At 55.5% G+C, this 18,661-nt stretch carries 17 protein-coding genes; 7 read left to right on the top strand and 10 right to left on the bottom strand.

Translation table 11 applies throughout. The features are described 5' to 3' along the window. Positions 1 to 47 precede the first annotated feature (47 nt). Together malF and malG are read left to right on the top strand one after the other, a co-directional pair. Positions 48 to 1,592, top strand: a complete 1,545-nt coding sequence (gene malF, locus ACDO57_RS21085) for a maltose ABC transporter permease MalF (protein ID WP_061716156.1) — start codon at positions 48 to 50, stop codon at positions 1,590 to 1,592. Positions 1,593 to 1,606: 14 nt separating this feature from the next. Further along, a complete protein-coding gene (gene malG, locus ACDO57_RS21080) occupies positions 1,607 to 2,497 on the top strand; it encodes a maltose ABC transporter permease MalG (RefSeq protein ID WP_008500077.1) in 891 nt (296 codons plus the stop codon). 98 nt (positions 2,498 to 2,595) lie between these two features. Here the strand turns inward: malG and psiE are convergent, their stop codons facing one another. Next, a complete protein-coding gene (gene psiE / locus ACDO57_RS21075) occupies positions 2,596 to 3,006 on the bottom strand; it encodes a phosphate-starvation-inducible protein PsiE (protein WP_000202963.1) in 411 nt (136 codons plus the stop codon). A 96-nt stretch (positions 3,007 to 3,102) separates the two neighbouring features. Between psiE and ACDO57_RS21070 the strand changes: the two genes are divergently transcribed. Continuing rightward, a complete protein-coding gene (locus ACDO57_RS21070; protein ID WP_090420797.1) occupies positions 3,103 to 3,555 on the top strand; it encodes an acyltransferase in 453 nt (150 codons plus the stop codon). A 78-nt stretch (positions 3,556 to 3,633) separates the two neighbouring features. Here the strand turns inward: ACDO57_RS21070 and ACDO57_RS21065 are convergent, their stop codons facing one another. From ACDO57_RS21065 to pgi, 5 genes are all read right to left on the bottom strand, one after another. Then, positions 3,634 to 5,730, bottom strand: a complete 2,097-nt coding sequence (locus tag ACDO57_RS21065; protein WP_370884557.1) for a YjbH domain-containing protein — start codon at positions 5,728 to 5,730, stop codon at positions 3,634 to 3,636. Then, positions 5,730 to 6,467, bottom strand: coding sequence for a capsule biosynthesis GfcC D2 domain-containing protein (locus ACDO57_RS21060; RefSeq protein ID WP_370884556.1), 738 nt, complete (start codon positions 6,465 to 6,467; stop codon positions 5,730 to 5,732). Before ACDO57_RS21060 ends, ACDO57_RS21065 begins: the two co-directional genes overlap by 1 nt. After that, on the bottom strand, positions 6,464 to 7,102 hold the full coding sequence (locus ACDO57_RS21055) for a YjbF family lipoprotein (protein WP_370884555.1): 639 nt from the start codon (positions 7,100 to 7,102) through the stop codon (positions 6,464 to 6,466). Before ACDO57_RS21055 ends, ACDO57_RS21060 begins: the two co-directional genes overlap by 4 nt. Positions 7,103 to 7,165: 63 nt before the next feature. Beyond that, positions 7,166 to 7,408 (bottom strand): exopolysaccharide production protein YjbE, encoded by a 243-nt coding sequence (yjbE, locus tag ACDO57_RS21050; RefSeq protein WP_008503423.1) that lies wholly within the window; start codon positions 7,406 to 7,408, stop codon positions 7,166 to 7,168. A gap of 367 nt (positions 7,409 to 7,775) precedes the next feature. After that, positions 7,776 to 9,425 carry a glucose-6-phosphate isomerase gene (gene pgi / locus ACDO57_RS21045; RefSeq protein ID WP_370884554.1) on the bottom strand — a complete coding sequence of 550 codons (1,650 nt, stop codon included), beginning with the start codon at positions 9,423 to 9,425 and terminating at the stop codon, positions 7,776 to 7,778. Between the two features lie 374 nt (positions 9,426 to 9,799). On the opposite strand from pgi, the gene lysC reads away from it, so the two are divergent. Then, positions 9,800 to 11,149, top strand: coding sequence for a lysine-sensitive aspartokinase 3 (gene lysC, locus ACDO57_RS21040; protein WP_045909145.1), 1,350 nt, complete (start codon positions 9,800 to 9,802; stop codon positions 11,147 to 11,149). A 41-nt stretch (positions 11,150 to 11,190) separates the two neighbouring features. Here lysC and ACDO57_RS21035 read toward each other — a convergent pair whose 3' ends face one another. The 3 genes from ACDO57_RS21035 to ACDO57_RS21025 are packed head-to-tail and all read right to left on the bottom strand — an operon-like array spanning position 11,191 to position 14,345. Continuing rightward, positions 11,191 to 11,982, bottom strand: a complete 792-nt coding sequence (locus ACDO57_RS21035; RefSeq protein WP_370884553.1) for a DNA polymerase beta superfamily protein — start codon at positions 11,980 to 11,982, stop codon at positions 11,191 to 11,193. Positions 11,983 to 11,986: 4 nt separating this feature from the next. Next, a complete protein-coding gene (locus ACDO57_RS21030) occupies positions 11,987 to 13,213 on the bottom strand; it encodes an RtcB family protein (protein ID WP_370884552.1) in 1,227 nt (408 codons plus the stop codon). 4 nt (positions 13,214 to 13,217) lie between these two features. After that, positions 13,218 to 14,345 carry a slipin family protein gene (locus ACDO57_RS21025; protein ID WP_148770066.1) on the bottom strand — a complete coding sequence of 376 codons (1,128 nt, stop codon included), beginning with the start codon at positions 14,343 to 14,345 and terminating at the stop codon, positions 13,218 to 13,220. A 443-nt stretch (positions 14,346 to 14,788) separates the two neighbouring features. On the opposite strand from ACDO57_RS21025, the gene rtcR reads away from it, so the two are divergent. From rtcR to ACDO57_RS21010, 3 genes are all read left to right on the top strand, one after another. Next, positions 14,789 to 16,363: an RNA repair transcriptional activator RtcR gene (rtcR, locus tag ACDO57_RS21020; RefSeq protein WP_148770067.1), complete on the top strand. Its 1,575-nt coding sequence runs from the start codon at positions 14,789 to 14,791 to the stop codon at positions 16,361 to 16,363. Between the two features lie 105 nt (positions 16,364 to 16,468). Then, complete coding sequence (panS, locus tag ACDO57_RS21015; protein ID WP_370884551.1) at positions 16,469 to 17,413, top strand: ketopantoate/pantoate/pantothenate transporter PanS; 945 nt, start codon at positions 16,469 to 16,471, stop codon at positions 17,411 to 17,413. A 50-nt stretch (positions 17,414 to 17,463) separates the two neighbouring features. Next, positions 17,464 to 17,736, top strand: coding sequence for a DUF3811 domain-containing protein (locus ACDO57_RS21010; protein ID WP_023309994.1), 273 nt, complete (start codon positions 17,464 to 17,466; stop codon positions 17,734 to 17,736). On the opposite strand, the gene rluF is transcribed toward ACDO57_RS21010, so the two are convergent. Next, entirely contained in the window at positions 17,737 to 18,609 is an 873-nt protein-coding gene (rluF, locus tag ACDO57_RS21005; protein WP_048990571.1) for a 23S rRNA pseudouridine(2604) synthase RluF, read from the bottom strand. Positions 18,610 to 18,661: the final 52 nt, after the last annotated feature.

The raw sequence follows: 18,661 nt of genomic DNA, 5'->3' as shown, positions 1-18,661 counted from the left end.
CAGCGCCACCTGACGATAAGATTCCACCGTTGTAGAGGAAGAACCCCATGGATGTCATTAAAAAGAAACGCTGGTGGCAAAGCGACGCGCTGAAGTGGTCAGCGATCGGTCTGCTGTGCCTGCTGGTGGGTTACCTTGTTGTTTTAATGTACGTACAAGGGGAATATCTGTTCGCCATCATGACGCTGATTTTAAGCTCTGCTGGCCTGTATATTTTCGCTAATCGTAAAGCCTATGCCTGGCGCTATGTCTACCCGGGCGTGGCCGGGATGGGGCTGTTTGTCCTGTTCCCGCTGATTTGTACCATCGCCATTGCGTTCACCAACTACAGCAGCACTAACCAGCTCGCGCAGGAACGCGCGCAGCAGGTCCTGCTGGACCGCTCATATCAGGCAGGCAAGACCTTTAACTTCGGTCTGTATCCTGCCGGTAACGAGTGGAAGTTAGCGCTTACTGATGAAGCGAGCAGCAAATACTATGTCTCCGACGCGTTCAAATTTGGCGGCGAGCAGAAGCTGGCCTTAAAAGAGGTACAGGCCCTGCCTGAAGGTGAACGTGCCAACCTGCGCGTCATTACCCAGAACCGTCAGGCGCTGACCCAGCTCACCGCCGTGCTGCCGGACGAAAGCAAAGTGACGATGAGTTCGCTGCGCCAGTTCTCCGGCACGCAGCCGCTCTATACTCTGGCGGATGACGGCACGCTGACCAATAATCAGAGCGGCGTGAAATATCGTCCGAATAACGACATTGGTTTCTATCAGTCCATTACTGCCGACGGCAAATGGGGTGATGACAAACTCAGCCCGGGCTACACCGTCACCATCGGCTGGGACAACTTTACCCGCGTGTTTACCGACGAAGGCATTCAGAAACCGTTCTTCGCCATCTTCGTCTGGACGGTGGTCTTCTCCGTACTGACCGTGATCCTCACCGTTGCCGTGGGTATGGTGCTGGCCTGCCTCGTCCAGTGGGAATCCCTGAAGGGCAAAGCGATTTACCGCGTACTGCTGATTCTGCCGTATGCCGTGCCGTCGTTTATCTCGATTCTGATTTTCAAAGGGCTGTTTAACCAGAGCTTCGGTGAAATCAACATGATGCTGAGCGCGCTGTTTGGCATCAAACCGGCCTGGTTCAGCGACCCAACCACCGCCCGCTCGATGATCATCATCGTCAATACCTGGCTGGGCTATCCGTACATGATGATCCTGTGCATGGGCCTGCTGAAGGCTATCCCGGACGATCTGTACGAAGCTTCGGCGATGGACGGCGCGGGCCCGTTCCAGAACTTCTTTAAGATTACGCTGCCGCTGCTCATCAAGCCGCTCACCCCGCTGATGATTGCCAGCTTCGCCTTTAACTTTAACAACTTCGTGCTGATTCAGCTGTTGACCAACGGTGGTCCGGATCGCCTTGGCACCACGACGCCGGCAGGTTATACCGACCTGCTCGTGAGCTACACCTACCGTATCGCCTTCGAAGGCGGCGGCGGTCAAGACTTCGGTCTGGCGGCGGCGATTGCCACCCTGATCTTCCTGCTGGTAGGCGCACTGGCGATAGTGAACCTGAAAGCCACGCGTATGAAATTTGACTAAGGAGGGCATCGATCATGGCAATGGTACAACCCAAATCTCAGAAGCTGCGCCTCCTGGCGACGCACTTAGGCCTGCTGATTTTCATCGCGGCGATCATGTTCCCGCTGCTGATGGTTATCGCCATCTCCCTGCGTTCGGGTAACTTCGCCACCGGGAGCCTGATCCCGGACGAAATATCCTGGGAGCACTGGAAGCTCGCGCTGGGCTTCAGCGTGGAGCACGCGGATGGCCGCGTCACGCCGCCGCCGTTCCCGGTGCTGCTGTGGCTGTGGAACTCGGTGAAAATCGCAGGCATTACCGCTATTGGTATCGTGGCACTTTCCACCACCTGCGCTTACGCCTTTGCCCGTATGCGTTTCCCGGGCAAAGCGACGCTGCTGAAAGGGATGCTGATTTTCCAGATGTTCCCGGCCGTGCTGTCGCTGGTGGCGCTGTACGCCCTGTTTGACCGCCTGGGCCAGTACATACCGTTTATCGGTCTGAACACCCACGGCGGCGTGATCTTCGCCTACCTTGGCGGTATCGCACTGCATGTGTGGACCATTAAAGGCTATTTCGAAACCATCGACGGCTCGCTGGAAGAAGCGGCCGCGCTGGATGGGGCTACCCCGTGGCAGGCGTTCCGCCTGGTGCTGCTGCCGCTGTCAGTGCCGATTCTGGCGGTGGTGTTTATCCTGTCGTTTATCGCCGCCATCACCGAAGTACCGGTTGCCTCACTGTTACTGCGTGATGTGAACAGCTACACCCTGGCCGTCGGTATGCAGCAATACCTCAACCCGCAAAACTACCTGTGGGGCGACTTTGCCGCGGCGGCCGTACTCTCTGCCATCCCGATTACCGTGGTGTTCCTGCTGGCGCAGCGCTGGCTGGTCAACGGCCTGACGGCGGGCGGTGTGAAAGGTTAAGTTTCATTTTGTTATGCCACTGCAACCCTCAACTTTAGACGTATTGTATTGACCCAACTTGTGACTGTTGTTAGGCGGCCTCCGGGCCGCCATTTTTTTTATTCTCGCTTCAGCCGCTTCGAGTTACACAGCCAGAGGGTGATCACCAGCAGCAGGATCGCCGCCGAGTAGATCAGCACGTCGAGCGGGGATTTATGATCGACGATGATCAGCCGCACAATCGCGGTGATCCCAATGTAGACAAAATAACGCAGCGGGAAGTGAAAGCCGGACTGAAAGTACTTCACAATCAGGGCGATAAATTCAAAGTAGAGAAAGTAGACCACCAGGCCTTCCACCAGCGCATATTTGCTGGTTTGTTCAGGGGCAAACAGTACATCCGCCAGATGCACCGTCTCTTTACCCAAAAAGACGACCAGTATCAGGCCAAGGCTCAACAGACCGAGGTTCAGCACGGTCTGGAGGATAGTTGAGATAAACTCAACGCGCGGGCGAGTCAGGGATGTCATACAGCACCTCATTCTCCAGGGCGAGGTTTCTGTATAACGCAAAAATGTGACGGAGATCTATATTTTTTAATTATGTTTTATGTAGGGAGGTAACCGATGGATCGTAAACCAACCGGGGTTCGCAACGTGACGTGCGGCGACAATGTGACCGTATATGAACCCACTAATCTTTACGACTGTGTACTGGGCAACGGCGTATTCGTCGGCCCGTTTGTTGAAATCCAGGGCAATACGCGCGTCGGTGACGACAGCAAAATTCAGTCGCACACCTTCATCTGTGAGTATGTGACCATTGGTAAGCGTTGCTTTGTTGGCCATGGCGTGATGTTTGCCAACGATATGTTTCGTGAGGGGAAACCGAACGCCGACCGGGCCAGCTGGGGCCATATTACCATCGGAAATGATGTGTCGATTGGCAGCGGTGCCACCATTCTGGCTGTCTCCATTTGCGACGGAGCGGTGATTGGGGCGGGAAGCGTGGTGACGAAATCGATCGTCGAGAAAGGTGTCTATGCCGGGAACCCGGCAAGGCTGCTGCGCCGCTTGTAGTTCGCCCGGTGGCGCTGCGCTTACCGGGCCTACAAAAACCGTAGGCCGGGCAAACGCGGTGCCGCCCGGCGTGAAGCATCAGCGGAAGTTAATGTTCTTATCGCTCGTCATGTCGTACAGCTGGAACTTACGTCCAAGCTGCTGACCGCCGTCGCGCGTCAGCGGCGTCCAGCCGATGGCCGCGCGACTGCGGGTTGGACCGGATGAGAACAGATCCAGCGGAATCGACACGTAAACCCCTTTGGTGAAGTCCCCTTCCCCATATTCGTCCGGCGAGACGTTGGTGATGGTGGCGTAGCCGCCCACCACGACGCCGCTGTCGAAGTGTTTGGAGATGTCCAGCGTGCCGCCCTTATCGCCCGCCAGGTACTGGCCGACGCTGGTTTTCACCAGCACGTCAGGTGCGAACGACGGCGTCCAGTAGGCGGTCAGGTGACCGGTTTTGACGCTGTAGTCGGTGAACTTCATCATGTCCTGGGCGCTGCGCCAGTCACGCTGCTTGACGTAGTTGGCATCAACCCCAAACGCCCAGTTGCTGTCGACAGGACGATAAAGCACCTCCGCCCCCGCGCCGCCGTACATGGTTTCCAGATACCCGCCGTACACCTGGCCGTAGAAGCCGTTGCCGAAGTACTGGAAATAGTTGGCCTGCAGGTTATTCACGTAGGCATCGTTCTGCACGTACTCACGTACGCGGGTACGCACGCGCGGCAGCTGTGAGTCTTTTGGCGGGTTGGTATAGTTGAACTTGTCGTAGTTGTTAGCGATGTTGCCGAACAGGCTGCCGGTGGTCAGCAGGTGGTCAGTAAGCCACAGATCCGCCGTCGCCATGACGCCCAGCTGATACATGTAGAAGTTTTCCGGCCCGCCGACGGACTGGTTCAGCACCGGATCGATATGGAAATCGAAGCGCGACTTGTCGATATACCAGCCCTGCTCGGTGGTCTCCGGCACGATCGGCTCTACGCGTTTTTGCACCAGCTCGGTTTCATGTCCGAGCGGTTCGCCTTCCAGGTGGCGCTTAAGGCTGGCAACGTCCGTTTCCGTCGTCACCTGCGGCAGGTTGAGACGATTCTCCGTCACGCGGATCGTGCGGATCCCGTCCGGGAGATCGTTCATGATGATCCGGTTGGCGCGTTCGATCCCTTCGCGCGAGTCGCGGTATTTCACCTGCTCGCCGGTGACGTACAGCGTATCGCCTTTCACCTGAATTTTCGGATCCGCCAGACCGGCATTGTATTTCAGCAGCGTCAGCTGGTTTGCCACCACGGAGTGCTGCAGAATCGCATCCTGCGGCTCCGGCTGGTATGCAGGCCGCGCGTTATCATTGTAGTGCGGCCGCATGTCGTTAAAGTTGGTGCGCAGCGTGAAGCCAAACATCACCGTATTGCCGCGCTCGTAGCTGAGGTTAACGTCGGCCCAGTCGGTGACGCGATAAATGGCGCCGACGTTAAACTTGCTCTTCTGCTCAATCTTCCCGGCGAAGTCCTGCGAGTAGTCATTCCCCTCGTACTCCAGCTTCAGGCGTAATGGCTGCCAGGGTGTTTGATACTCTACACCGCCAAACAGCGACGCCGGGCCGTGGAACATCTGGTCCCCGTTGATGGAGCCCGCTTTCTGATAGCTGTTATCGCGGTAGCAGTATTTATCGCTGTAGGAGCAAAACGGGTTTTTCACGTTACCGCTGGTGCCGAGATAGCCCCATCCCATCCCGAGTGAGAAGTCGAACGGCCCCCAGGCCTTGCTGGCCACGATGTATTCCGCATCAAACAGACCGGTACCGCCGATATCTTTGGCACCCACAGAGACCTGCGGCATCCAGTAGCTCTCTTCCCACAGGCGCAGCTTAACGTCGAAGGCTTTATCTTTGTAGGTCTGATCGCCTGAGAACGCCTCGACGCTGCTGTATTGTTTCGTCCGCACGTCGGTATAGCGCAGCGTGGTTTCAAGCCACGGGAACAGCTGCACCGACGCCGAGTAGTAGCGATACTGGTCGTTATCACGGTAGTTAAGGCTAATTTCCCCCTCGCGCGCCATACGCGCGGTGGGCGTTTGCAGTAAACCGACGCCGCCGAAGTCTGACTGAGACGGGCCAATGGGTGCCGGATACGTTTCTGCATGGCAGGCGGCACTCACGCAGAGCGCCAGCATGCTGTAGAGATAAGTTCTTTTCATTATTCCGGTATCCGCTGAATCAGGGAGTGAAGGATATCGGCGTTAAGCCCGTCATACGCCTTCGTCCAGAAATGGTCGGCAAAACCGACAAAAATAATGCTGCCCGGCATGGGTTCGATATGCCGTTTATTCCAGTAAGCGACGGGAGCTTTTTGCGTGTGGCCGTCAGGGTAAACCACCCAGGCGTAGCTGTTATCCGCGCCGCTCAGCATGCTCTGCTCGTCGAGGTAGCTCGCCACGTCACGACCGGGCGTAAAGGGCTTATTACCCGGGCTGCTGATAAGCCCCATCACGGTCACCGTCGTCGGCTTCGCCGGCAGCCAGAGCGTATAGTCTCCTTCCAGCGCGGGGTTGCCGTTTTCCGTGACGCGCACGTCATCCGGGTCAAGATTGACGTTCTGACGGCCCGTCACCTTCAGCGCCTGCAGCTGCTGACGGACGCTGTTAATGGCCGCAGCGTCGTCGCCATCTTCCTGCTCCGCGAGTCCCGTCAGCCTCGCAAGGAGCGCCTTGTGCTGTTGTTCCGCTTCAGCGGTCTTCTGCCGTTCAGCGATGACCGCGCCCGGCCACCAGCTGTTGGCGAGCCTTGGCTGTCCGACGAGATCGAGCAGATGCTCGGCGTGGGTTAAGGTTTTGGGTTTTTCACTGTCCGGCGTGTAGACCTTTACTGTCCCGGCGGACCATGCCAGCGGCGCGGCAAAACTGGCGATAAGCGCAACGTGAATGAGCGTTTTCATGATTTCGCCGCCTTGATCAGGGTGGTTTTGACCGGGAAGAATCCGGCACCGAGATACTGTAAGGACTGACGGATCTGCCCTTCCTCGTCGATCCAGAAGCGGTTGTGCCAGGTGGCCTGGTCGGTGGTGACCTCTTCATCCAGCACGCGAACCTGCGTTTCGTCGCTGCCGACTTTCACGCTGTCCGTGCCGTCCCAGAGGAAGGTCGAGCGTGCCGTGGCGTAACGCACCTGCTTGTGTTCGGTCCAGCCCATCGTGCGCGTCCAGCCTGCGCCGTCGGCGATCTGGTTCGGCTTGATCAGCGGGTCGTCGGCGATATTATTCACCTCCAGCAGGTTATCGCCGCCCAGCAGGGTTTTCACGATACGGCCATGCTGCGTCACGATGGTGGCCTGATCCTGCGTCACCCATTTCTGCTGCCCGTTTTCATCGAAAGCGAGCACCACAAACAGTTGCGGACCATCGTTAAGCTGCATGTACTGACTGGCATAGGGCATGTTCTGAAGTTCGTCATCGGTAAGATGCACGCCCGGTGTGCCGAACAGGCTTTCCCACAGTGAGTTTCCCAGCCCTTTAGTGGTGGCCGAGCACGCCTGCAGCAGCAGGCAAATCAGAATGATTGCAGGTCGCTTCACGACTCTTCTCCGAAGGGGCGAAATAACCACACCGAAGTGTGGTTATGATTAAAACACCCGCTATTACTGGGTGCTGGTTGTCGTGGTGGTCGTGGTTCCGGTGTTGGAGCCATCACCGCCACCGGTTGCCGCCAGCGCGACACCCACGGCTGAACTTACGGTGCTGGCGCTGGCTGCGGTAGAACTTCCCGCAGACGCAGACGTCGCAGCCGAACCTGCCGCTTCCCCGACCTGAACCGGAGCTGCATAGACAGATGTCGCCGCAAGCGCAGATATGGCAAAAATGCCATACAGTACTTTCTTCATAACAATTTCCCTTCAATGAATGAATGGAGATTTGCCCGAAAAGAATTTCAGGCGGAATCGAGTATACACAACTACTGCCGTGGGTTTGCCGTAAGGGGAAATAGGGAGAGGGTTTTCGGACTAATGGTTAAAATGGAAATGAAAGACAAATCTCATAAATATATAATTTATAAAAATCAATATGTTATAATATAAATACATTAATGGACTACTGCGTATTTTCTTAAAATAAACCGCAGCAATTAACGGGTTAACCGTCTTTTTCGGATTAAACTCAGAACCAGAATTTGAGTTAACTAACAGACATCAGGAATTATCCGATAAAAAAATGCCGGCATTTCGCCGGCACGTTTTCATGACGTTTTAATTACGCACGCCATGCTTTATAACGGTTGATCAAACCATTTGTTGAGCTGTCATGGCTGGTAATCGCTTTATCATCACCCAGCTCAGGCAGAATACGGTTTGCCAGCTGTTTGCCCAGCTCAACGCCCCACTGGTCAAAGGTGAAGATGTTCAGGATCGCGCCCTGCGTGAAGATTTTATGTTCATAAAGGGCGATCAGCGCACCCAGGCTGAACGGCGTGATTTCGCGCAGCAGGATGGAGTTGGTTGGACGGTTGCCTTCGAACACTTTGAACGGCACCACGTGGTCCAGCGTGGCCGGGTCTTTACCCTGGTCACGGTATTCCTGCTCAACCACCTCGCGGGATTTACCAAACGCCAGCGCTTCGGTCTGTGCGAAGAAGTTGGACAGCAGCTTCGGATGGTGGTCGGACAGCGGGTTATGGGTAATAGCCGGGGCGATGAAATCGCACGGTACCATTTTGGTGCCCTGGTGAATCAGCTGGTAGAAGGCATGCTGACCGTTGGTGCCCGGCTCGCCCCAGATGATTGGGCCAGTCTGGTAGTCCACCGCGTTGCCGTTACGGTCAACATATTTACCGTTGGATTCCATGTTGCCCTGCTGGAAGTAGGCCGCAAAGCGGTGCATATACTGGTCGTACGGCAGGATCGCTTCGGTTTCAGCCCCGAAGAAGTTGTTGTACCAGATACCGATCAGCGCCAGCAGCACCGGCAGGTTTTTCTCTGGTGCGGTAGTGGAGAAGTGTTTATCCATCGCGTGCGCGCCGGAGAGCAGCTCAACGAAGTTGTCGAAGCCCACGGACAGGATGATGGACAGACCGATCGCAGACCACAGGGAGTAGCGGCCGCCAACCCAGTCCCAGAACTCGAACATGTTCGCGGTGTCGATACCGAACTCGCTGACGGCTTTACTGTTGGTAGACAGCGCCGCGAAGTGTTTCGCCACGTGCTTGTTGTCGCCCGCGGTTTTCAGGAACCAGTCGCGCGCGCTGTGGGCGTTGGTCATGGTTTCCTGGGTGGTAAAGGTTTTAGACGCAACCAGGAACAGGGTGGTTTCCGGGTTCACGTTCTTCAGCACTTCGGCGATGTGGGTACCATCGACGTTAGACACAAAGTGCATATTGAGGTGGTTTTTGTACGGACGCAGCGCTTCGGTCACCATGAACGGGCCGAGGTCAGAACCGCCGATACCGATGTTTACCACGTCGGTGATCGCTTTGCCGGTGTAGCCTTTCCAGCTACCGGAGATGATCGCTTCGGAGAAGGTTTTCATCTTTTCCAGTACCGCGTTCACTTCCGGCATGACGTCTTTGCCGTCAACGATGATTGGCGTATTGCTACGGTTACGCAGAGCGACGTGCAGCACGGCACGGTCTTCGGTGCGGTTGATCTTCTCACCGGAGAACATGGATTTGATGGCGTCGGCAAGCTCAGTCTCTTTCGCCAGATCCTGCAGTTTAGCCAGCGTCTCTTCGGTAATGCGGTTTTTGGAGAAATCCACCAGCATCAGGTCGTCGAAGGTCGCGGAGAACTTGTTGAAACGATCGGCATCTTTCGCGAACAGATCCGCGATGGTGACGTCTTTCATTTCATCATAATGTTTCTGGAGTGCCTGCCAGGCAGCGGTCTGCGTTGGGTTGATGTTTTTCATTAGCAATACTCTTCTGATTTGAGAATTGTGACTGCGGTCGATTGTAGCGCCTGCAAATAAAAATTGTGATGGTTTTTATGCCATTGCCCTGGCCTGCATCAAACGCAGGTGAAAAGACCCGAAAAGTATAGCTGCTGAAACGCCTTCCAGGAGCGGCGAAATGTCGGTCAAAATGCCCTAAAACGGAGCATAAAATCTGGCTCTGTTATAAGTCCTGTTTCTCAGGGGTACCCCCCCATAAAAAATCCGCATAATCCCAGCATTGACAGGACCTCCCCCGCATTTTATTTATAGGGCCGTATTTTGCGCCTGCACCTGTTTTCGTTTCACTCTTGTGCCAAGGTCGCTTATTCATTCCCTGACACGAGGTTGTTATGACGAGTTTTGTGGTCGCCAAGTTTGGCGGCACCAGTGTGGCCGATTACGATGCCATGAACCGCAGCGCCGATGTGGTGCTGGCCGATCCGAATACCCGCCTGGTGGTGCTGTCTGCATCTGCCGGCGTGACGAACCTGCTGGTTTCTCTGTCTGAAGGACTGGAAGCGACAGAACGTTTCGTGAAGCTGGATGCACTGCGCAAAATTCAGTTCGACATTCTTGAGCGTCTGCAGAACCCGAACGTGATCCGCGAGGAAGTGGAACGTCTGCTGGAAAATATCACTACCCTGGCAGAAGCCGCCTCGCTGGCCACCTCCACCGCCCTGACCGACGAGCTGGTTAGCCACGGCGAGCTGATGTCCACCCTGCTGTTTGTTGAAATCATGCGCGAGCGTAACATTCAGGCGCAGTGGTTTGACGTGCGAAAAGTGATGCGTACCAGCGACCGCTTTGGTCGTGCCGAGCCGGACGTTGAAGCACTGGCCGAACTGACCAATCAGCAGCTGGCCCCGCGTCTGGCAGACGGTATCGTGATCACCCAGGGCTTTATCGGCAGCGAAGCGAAAGGCCGCACCACCACGCTTGGCCGTGGCGGCAGCGACTACACCGCCGCGCTGCTGGGCGAAGCCCTGCATGCCACGCGCGTGGATATCTGGACTGACGTTCCGGGCATTTACACCACCGATCCGCGCGTCGTTTCTGCGGCGAAACGTATTGACGTGATCGCCTTTGAAGAAGCGGCGGAAATGGCCACCTTCGGTGCGAAAGTTCTGCATCCGGCAACCCTTTTGCCAGCCGTACGTAGCGATATTCCGGTCTTCGTCGGCTCCAGTAAAGATCCGAAAGCGGGCGGGACGCTGGTCTGCAAGAAAACGGAAAACCCACCGCTGTTCCGCGCCCTGGCCCTGCGCCGTCGCCAGACGCTGGTCACCCTGCACAGCCACAATATGCTGCACTCCCGCGGTTTCCTGGCGGAAGTGTTTGGCATTCTGGCACGCCACAACATCTCCGTGGATCTGATCACCACCTCTGAAGTGAGCATTGCGCTAACGCTGGACACCACCGGTTCTACCTCCACCGGCGACACCCTGCTGACGCAGTCGCTGCTGATTGAGCTGTCTGAACTGTGCCGCGTGGAAGTGGAAGAAGATCTGGCGCTGGTTGCCATCATCGGTAACAAGCTGTCGCGCGCCTGCGGCGTGGGCAAAGAGGTGTTTGGCGTGCTCGACCCGTTCAACATCCGCATGATTTGCTACGGTGCGTCCAGCTATAACCTCTGCTTCCTGGTGCCAGCCGATCAGGCCGAGCAGGTCGTGCAGAAACTTCATCAGAATTTGTTTGAATAAGCGCAAGAATGGCCCGGGCGTTTTCACTACCGGGCCATTCTTTAGCTTTTCATTACTGTTCTCATCAGCAACGAATCCAGATCTTTTAAATTTCCTTCTCTGCTGTCGGGTAGTACCGGCTGTAGTACTTCTCCTCTCACCAGCTCATTTTGCAAAAAAGCATGGAGTAAGGGCCGTTTAGGACCATATTCCGCTTCACCTGCGCGCTGTTTTATTTCCAGCAATGCATCGATTTCCGCACGTAACGGCGCACACAGTTCGCTCCCGGCAAGCAGTTCGGCAAAACGCATCGGTGGAACGCCTTTCCCCGCTTCTACCCACCGCGCCGCCAGCAAAGGGCGCAGAACGTAAAAATACTTTTTCAGCCGAACCGTTTCCTCCTGTAAATATCCACGGAAGTTTTTTCGGGCCATTGAGTAGTAATGCCAGCGGGCGCGCAATGGCGAAAACCACGCGGGTATCAGCGCGCGCAACTCGGCCACTACCGTCTCATCCTCCTGATAAACAACAGGGGAATCCAGCCACTCGATAAGCGTCGGGTTTGCCCCCTTCAGCAGGCCCAGTGCCTTGCGCCATTCCCAGCCACAAACGTCCAGTTCATCATCTATCGGCAGCTCGATCACATCCCGCTGGGATTCGACGCGCAGATACCATTCTGGGCGGTGAACGTACAAAAACCGCACATCATAATCGCTATCCGGTGAGGCAAATCCCCATCCCCGGCTGCCCGATTCACAGGCGTAGAGCACGCGCACGTTATAGCGCTGCTCTATATCGCGAAGTTGCGCGCAGACACGTGCGCGCATCGCGCTATCAACATCGTTGTTGCTCATTTTTTTATCCTTTTACACACACTACCTGACGCAGGGTATGAACGATCTCCACCAGCGACGATTGCGCGGCCATCACGGCATCAATGTCTTTATAGGCCATCGGCGTTTCATCGATCACCTCATTGTCTTTGCGACACTCTACGTGAGAGGTCGCCTGAATATGGTCGCTAAGGGTATAGCGTTTTTTTGCCGCCGTTCGGCTCATCACTCTCCCAGCACCGTGGCTGCAGGAACAGAAGCTTTGCTCGTTGCCGAGGCCACGCACGATGAAGCTCTTTGCGCCCATTGAGCCCGGAATAATCCCCATCTGCCCTTTCTGCGCCGACACCGCACCTTTGCGCGTGATCAGTACCTCTGCCCCAAAGTGATGCTCTTTCTGCACATAGTTATGATGGCAGTTAACCGCCTCCTGCTGCGTAATAAAGGGCTTAGTCACTTCGCGAGAGAGCGCCGCCAGCACGCGCGACATCATCACTTCCCGATTGTGGCGGGCAAAATCCTGCGCCCACTCCACCGCCTCGATGTAGTCCTCATAGTGACGACTCCCCTCCTGAAAATAGGCCAGATTTTTATCCGGCAGATGTCCCAGGTGATGCTGCATATCCTGCTGTGCCAGGGCGATAAACACATTACCGATGGCGTTTCCTACGCCGCGCGAGCCACTGTGCAACATCACCCAGACGCGCTGCTGCTCATCGAGGCAAATTTCAATAAAGTGGTTTCCGGTACCCAGCGTGCCCAGATGCTGGTAGTTGTTGGTTTTCAGCAACTGCGGGTATTTATCCGTGAGTTGTTTAAAACGTGGGGCCAGCACCCACCAGCGATCGTCCACTTCTTTCGGTGGCGTTTCCCACGCGCCTTTATCACGTCGAGAACGCGTATTGGTTCTCCCATGCGGTACTGCCTGTTCAATGGCGCTACGTAAACCGCTGAGATTATCCGGCAAATCACCGGCCACCAGCGACGTGCGAACGGCAATCATCCCGCAACCAATATCCACGCCAACCGCCGCAGGAATAATTGCCCCTTTGGTCGGAATCACGCTGCCGATGGTTGAGCCTTTACCGAGATGAACGTCGGGCATCACCGCAAGGTGTTTGAAAATAAACGGCATCTTTGCGGTATTCAGTAACTGCGCTTGTGCCTCTGGCTCCACGGGCACACCGTGAGTCCACATTTTGATCGGGGCGCCGTTTGGCGCTGTCAGTAATTCAAAATCATTCTGTTGCATTGCGTTATCCTTTCAGGTTAACAAGGCCGTGTAATACCTGGTCCAGGCCACCAAATACTGAAATTTTGTCGATACGCTCCGCGACCCTTTCCAGGGTTTCCAGCTCTTTTAAACGCAGCGCCACCGGGTTGTTCTCCATCACCTTTGCGGTGTTTAACAGCGATCGTGTCGCCGCCGTTTCTTCACGTCGGCGAATAACATTCGCCTGGGCCGATTTTTCGGCCTCTACCAGACGGGATAAAATCGTTTTCATATCACCAGGTAAAACAATATCTTTTACCCCAAGCGACGCAATTTCCATTCCAAAGGATGACAGGCGGCCTTGCACCTGTTTGCTGACCACCTCATCAATGATCTGCTTATCTTCCAGTAACTCATCGAGCGTGCGGGTGCCGACCGCCTCACGCAATGCGAACTGGAGTTCGCGGTACAAATGTTCCAGCGGTTTCGTAAGCTGTCCGCAGGCCTGCAGCACGTCGCTGTAGCGCCAGTTAGCCGCCAGGTTCAGGCGCAGGTTAACTTTGTCCTTCGTCAGGATCTCCTGCCCGCTCACTTCTACTACCTGAAGGCGCGTATCCACTACCTCTGCCTCGACGAGATGGTTAATTTTCCAGTATGCCGTCAGTCCCGGCGGTAACAGTGCCTGAATTTCTCCGTCGATTTTCACCACCCCGACGTGCCAGGCAGGCACCTGTACGACCAGCATCGCGTCGCGCCCTTTTACCGCGCCATTGCGACGCGGCTGCAGAGCAGCATTCATCACGTCCTCCGGCACCCGCACATCGCGGGTATCAATTCTTCGCAGGCTCAACGCCGCATCCTGCTGCCAGTACAGACGACGTGTACAAGGCGGCACAATCTCCTGCAATACGCCGTTGTTCGATAACACCCCGATTTCATCCGCAGTAAGATCAACCGCCAGGCAGTAACGTACCACCCAGTCAGGCTGAAAGCGGCGCAGATAATCCGCCAGCGCACCCGGCACCTCGCTGCCATCCTGGCTCACCACCAGCACGTCGTCAGTATTGAACCAACCCAGACGGTGTTCACCCGCCTCCAGTACCCGGTAATAATCGCCAGCTTTTGCTACCAGTCCTAACTGACCTTTTTTTATCGTGATTTTTTTAGCCATTTTATATTCCTTAAAGTCAGGCGCGGGTGCAGGCACGAAATCACAGGGGAATGCCTTTTCGCCTGCGATCCGGCGCCATTACCGGCGACCTTCATTGGGATTGCTGACTGCGCAATCCCCCGTTTTTACTTTGATGTTTACAACCAGTTTTCATTGGGAGAATGAATCGGGAATCGAACCCTTCTGTCTGTCATTGGTTGACGGAACGCCCCCGGAAAACAGCCTTGCCGTTCCTGGTGCGCCGACGAGGCCTTAACCCCCAGTGTGCTCAACGTCGTGACATTATCTGTATTGCCAGAAGCGTGCCAAAAACAAAAAACGCCGTTTTATTTTTTTATTTTATTGATAATTAATGTTTTTTTATTTATCAGGCTTTTCATGCATTGTCGTTCGGCTCAACATTTTTTATCCTGTTATATCGACAATTATCTTTCTGGATAAATATGAAGAAGCGGAAGGTGGTGATCGGGGTGCTTGGCACCGTGATGGATAAACGGGGAAAGCGGGCTAATCGCTTTCGCAAATGGCGACCGACCGTCGGGCTGTGCCAACAGCCGGATTTCCCGGTCGACAGACTGGAGCTGCTACATCAACCGCGAGATCTCGGCATGGCTCAGCAACTGGCGGAAGATATTGTGCTGGTTTCCCCCCACACCGAGGTGCGTCCCAGCACGGTAATCATTGAAGACCCGTGGGATTTCGAAGAGGTTTATGCCGCGTTTCTCGATTTCGCCACCCAGTACACTTTTGATACCGATCACGAAGAGTATTTCGTCCACATCACCACCGGCACGCATGTGGCGCAGATCTGCTGGTTCCTGCTGACGGAAGCCCGCTATCTTCCCGCCAGCCTTTTGCAGACTGGCCCAGCCAGAAAAGAAGCCTCTGCTGAGGAGACTGCAGCCGGAACTTACTCAATTATCGACCTGGATTTAAGCCGCTACACGACCCTTACCAACCGTTTTCAGCGCGAGCAGCAGCAGTCAATCTCATTTCTGAAAGCGGGCATTGATACGCGAAATGCCACCTTTAACACTCTTATCGACAAGATTGAACGCGTGGCGCTACGTTCAACAGCCCCGATCCTGCTGACCGGCCCCACCGGCGCGGGCAAGTCGTTCCTCGCGAACCGTATTTATCAGCTTAAGCAGTCACGCCATCAAGTTTCCGGCAAGCTGGTTTCCGTCAACTGCGCGACCCTGCGCGGTGATAACGCCATGTCCACGCTGTTCGGCCATGTGAAAGGAGCCTTTACCGGCGCACTGTCGGCGCGCAGCGGCCTGCTGCGTGAAGCCGATGGCGGCGTCCTTTTCCTCGACGAGATTGCCGAACTAGGCCTGGATGAACAGGCGATGCTGCTCAAAGCCATTGAAGAGAAAACTTTTTTCCCGTTTGGCTCCGATAAAGAAGTTCACAGCGATTTTCAACTTATCGCCGGAACCCACCGTGATATGCGCCAGTGGGTGGCCGAGGGACGTTTTCGTGAAGATCTCTATGCCCGTATTAATATGTGGAGCTTTGCCTTGCCAGGCCTTGCCCAACGGAAAGAGGACATAACGCCGAATGTCGACTACGAACTTCAACGTTTCTCTCGCGAAACCCAGACGCAAATCCGCTTCGATAAAGAGGCGCGCGAAGGCTATCTGGCCTTTGCCTGTTCCAGCAGGGCGCTGTGGCGGGGCAACTTTCGCGAACTGAGCGCCAGCGTCGCACGCATGGCGACGCTGGCGGAACGAGGGCGTATTACTCAGGATCTGGTGCTGGAGGAGATCTCACGTCTTCAGACCGACTGGCAAACTGACGTGACGCAGCCTGCAACTGACATGGAGATTGACCTCTTTGACCAGCGGCAACTTGAAACGGTGCTGGAGGTATGTCGCCGCAGCGCATCGTTGTCTGAAGCCGGACGTGAGCTGTTTGCCGTTTCACGGCTCAAAAAAGCCAATCCTAACGACGCCGACCGACTGCGCAAATATCTGGCTCGCTTTAGTCTGAGCTGGGAAAGCATCCGGTCATAATTCATTTGAATATTACTTCCTTACGCGATAAACAATAACTATAGCCGGGCTCGATCCCGGCTTTTTATAACAAACACACACAACATTCATCGCAAGGAAATCATTATGTTATCCGCTATTACGCGGCTGTTCCCGCTATGGGCGCTGCTGCTCTCCGTACTCGCGTATTACACGCCCACCACGTTCACCGGTATTGGTCCGTGGGTCACCACGCTGCTGATGCTGATCATGTTCGGTATGGGCGTGCATCTGAAAGTCGACGACTTTAAACGCGTGCTGTCTCGCCCTGCGCCCGTCGCGGCAGGAATATTTCTGCACTACCTGGTGATGCCGCTCGCGGCGTGGCTGCTGGCGATGGCCTTTAAGATGCCGCCCGACCTTTCCGCCGGGATGGTGCTGGTGGGCAGCGTGGCCAGCGGCACGGCGTCCAACGTCATGATCTATCTGGCGAAAGGTGACGTGGCGCTCTCCGTCACTATCTCATCCGTCTCTACGCTGGTGGGCGTGATTGCCACGCCGCTGTTAACCCGCCTGTACGTGGATGCGCATATTCAGGTGGACGTGATGGGCATGCTGCTGAGCATTCTGCAAATCGTGGTGATCCCGATTGCGCTGGGGCTGGTCATTCACCATCTTTTACCGCGCGTGGTGAAGGCCGTTGAGCCATACCTGCCCGCATTTTCGATGGTCTGTATTCTGGCGATCATCAGCGCCGTGGTAGCGGGCTCCGCCTCGCACATTGCTTCCGTAGGCTTTGTAGTGATCGTCGCGGTGGTGCTGCATAACACCATTGGTCTGCTGGGCGGCTACTGGGGCGGGAGACTGTTTGGCTTCGACGAATCGACCTGCCGCACGCTGGCAATCGAGGTAGGGATGCAGAACTCCGGCCTGGCGGCGGCGCTTGGTAAAATTTACTTCTCCCCGCTGGCGGCCCTGCCTGGCGCGCTGTTCTCCGTCTGGCACAACCTCTCCGGCTCGCTGCTGGCGGGCTACTGGTCCGGCAAACCGATTGATGAACAAACAAAAAAAGATGCGGTGAAGCAGGGTTAATTTACGCTGCTTGCTTTACACTGAAGCCTCTCTCTCAGGAGGCTTCAGCAATGGCTACACCACGTTTGACCCAGAAAGACATGACCGAAGCCGAGCAGCGCGAACTGAAAACGCTTCTCGACCGCGCCCGTATCGCACATGGCCGCACGCTGACGAACGCCGAAACCAATCAGGTGAAAAAAGAGTACATCGATAAGCTGATGGCGCAGCGTGACGCCGCGGCGAAAAAAGCCCGCAAGCTGAAAAAAGAGCAGGCTTATAAACCGGATGCAGAGGCGACCTTTTCCTGGTCGGCCACAACGTCTACCCGTGGAAGGCGCTAATCAGCGCCCTTTCTTTTTGCGCCCCGGCTGGGTAAAGCGTTTTCCGTTGCCCGGCTTGCCGCGCCCTTTCTCTTCCGCCTGCGGCGCCTTCACCACCGGGCGCTTAATCGCCTGGGTTTTCGGTTTGGCTTTGGCCTTCGGCTTCGCTTCGGACGAGGAATTCTCGATAAGCTTGAACAGCTCGATCAGTTCGTCGTCCGTTAAGTCGCGCCATTCGCCCAGCGGAATGCCGGACAGGCTGACGTTCATGATGCGCGTGCGCTCAAGCTTCGTCACTTCATAACCGAAATGTTCGCACATGCGGCGGATCTGGCGGTTTAAGCCCTGCACCAGGGTAATGCGGAACGCGAACGGCGCTTCTTTCTTCACCTTACACTTTTTCGTAACGGTACCAAGGATCGGCACACCGGCGCCCATACCGCGAATGAAGTCGTCCGTGACCGGCTTATTCACCGTCACAATGTACTCTTTCTCGTGATCGTTACCGGCACGCAGGATCTTGTTGACCAGATCGCCGTGGTTGGTGAGGAAAATCAGCCCCTGAGAGTCTTTATCCAGACGGCCAATCGGGAAGATACGGCTGCTGTGGTTCACGAAATCAACGATGTTGTCCCGCTCACCGTCTTCAGTGGTGCTGACAATCCCAACCGGTTTGTTCAACGCGATAAACACCAGGTCTTCAGCATCACGCGGTTCGATGACCTGACCATTCACTTTAACCACATCGCCAGGCACCACCTGATCGCCGATGGTGGCGCGTTTGCCGTTAAGAAACACGTTACCTTGTTCAATGTAACGGTCAGCCTCGCGACGTGAGCAGATCCCGCTCTCGCTAATGTATTTGTTTAATCGGGTTGATTGAGTTGGCAGCATAGTTTCTCCTGTGAAGGGCGAAATATACCTTACCTTGCGGCTGACAAAAAAG

It is taken from the genome of Enterobacter cloacae complex sp. 2015409, from assembly GCF_041365315.1.
Classification (GTDB): Bacteria; Pseudomonadota; Gammaproteobacteria; order Enterobacterales; family Enterobacteriaceae; genus Enterobacter; species Enterobacter pseudoroggenkampii.
This window is presented reverse-complemented; position numbering and strand designations above follow the sequence as displayed.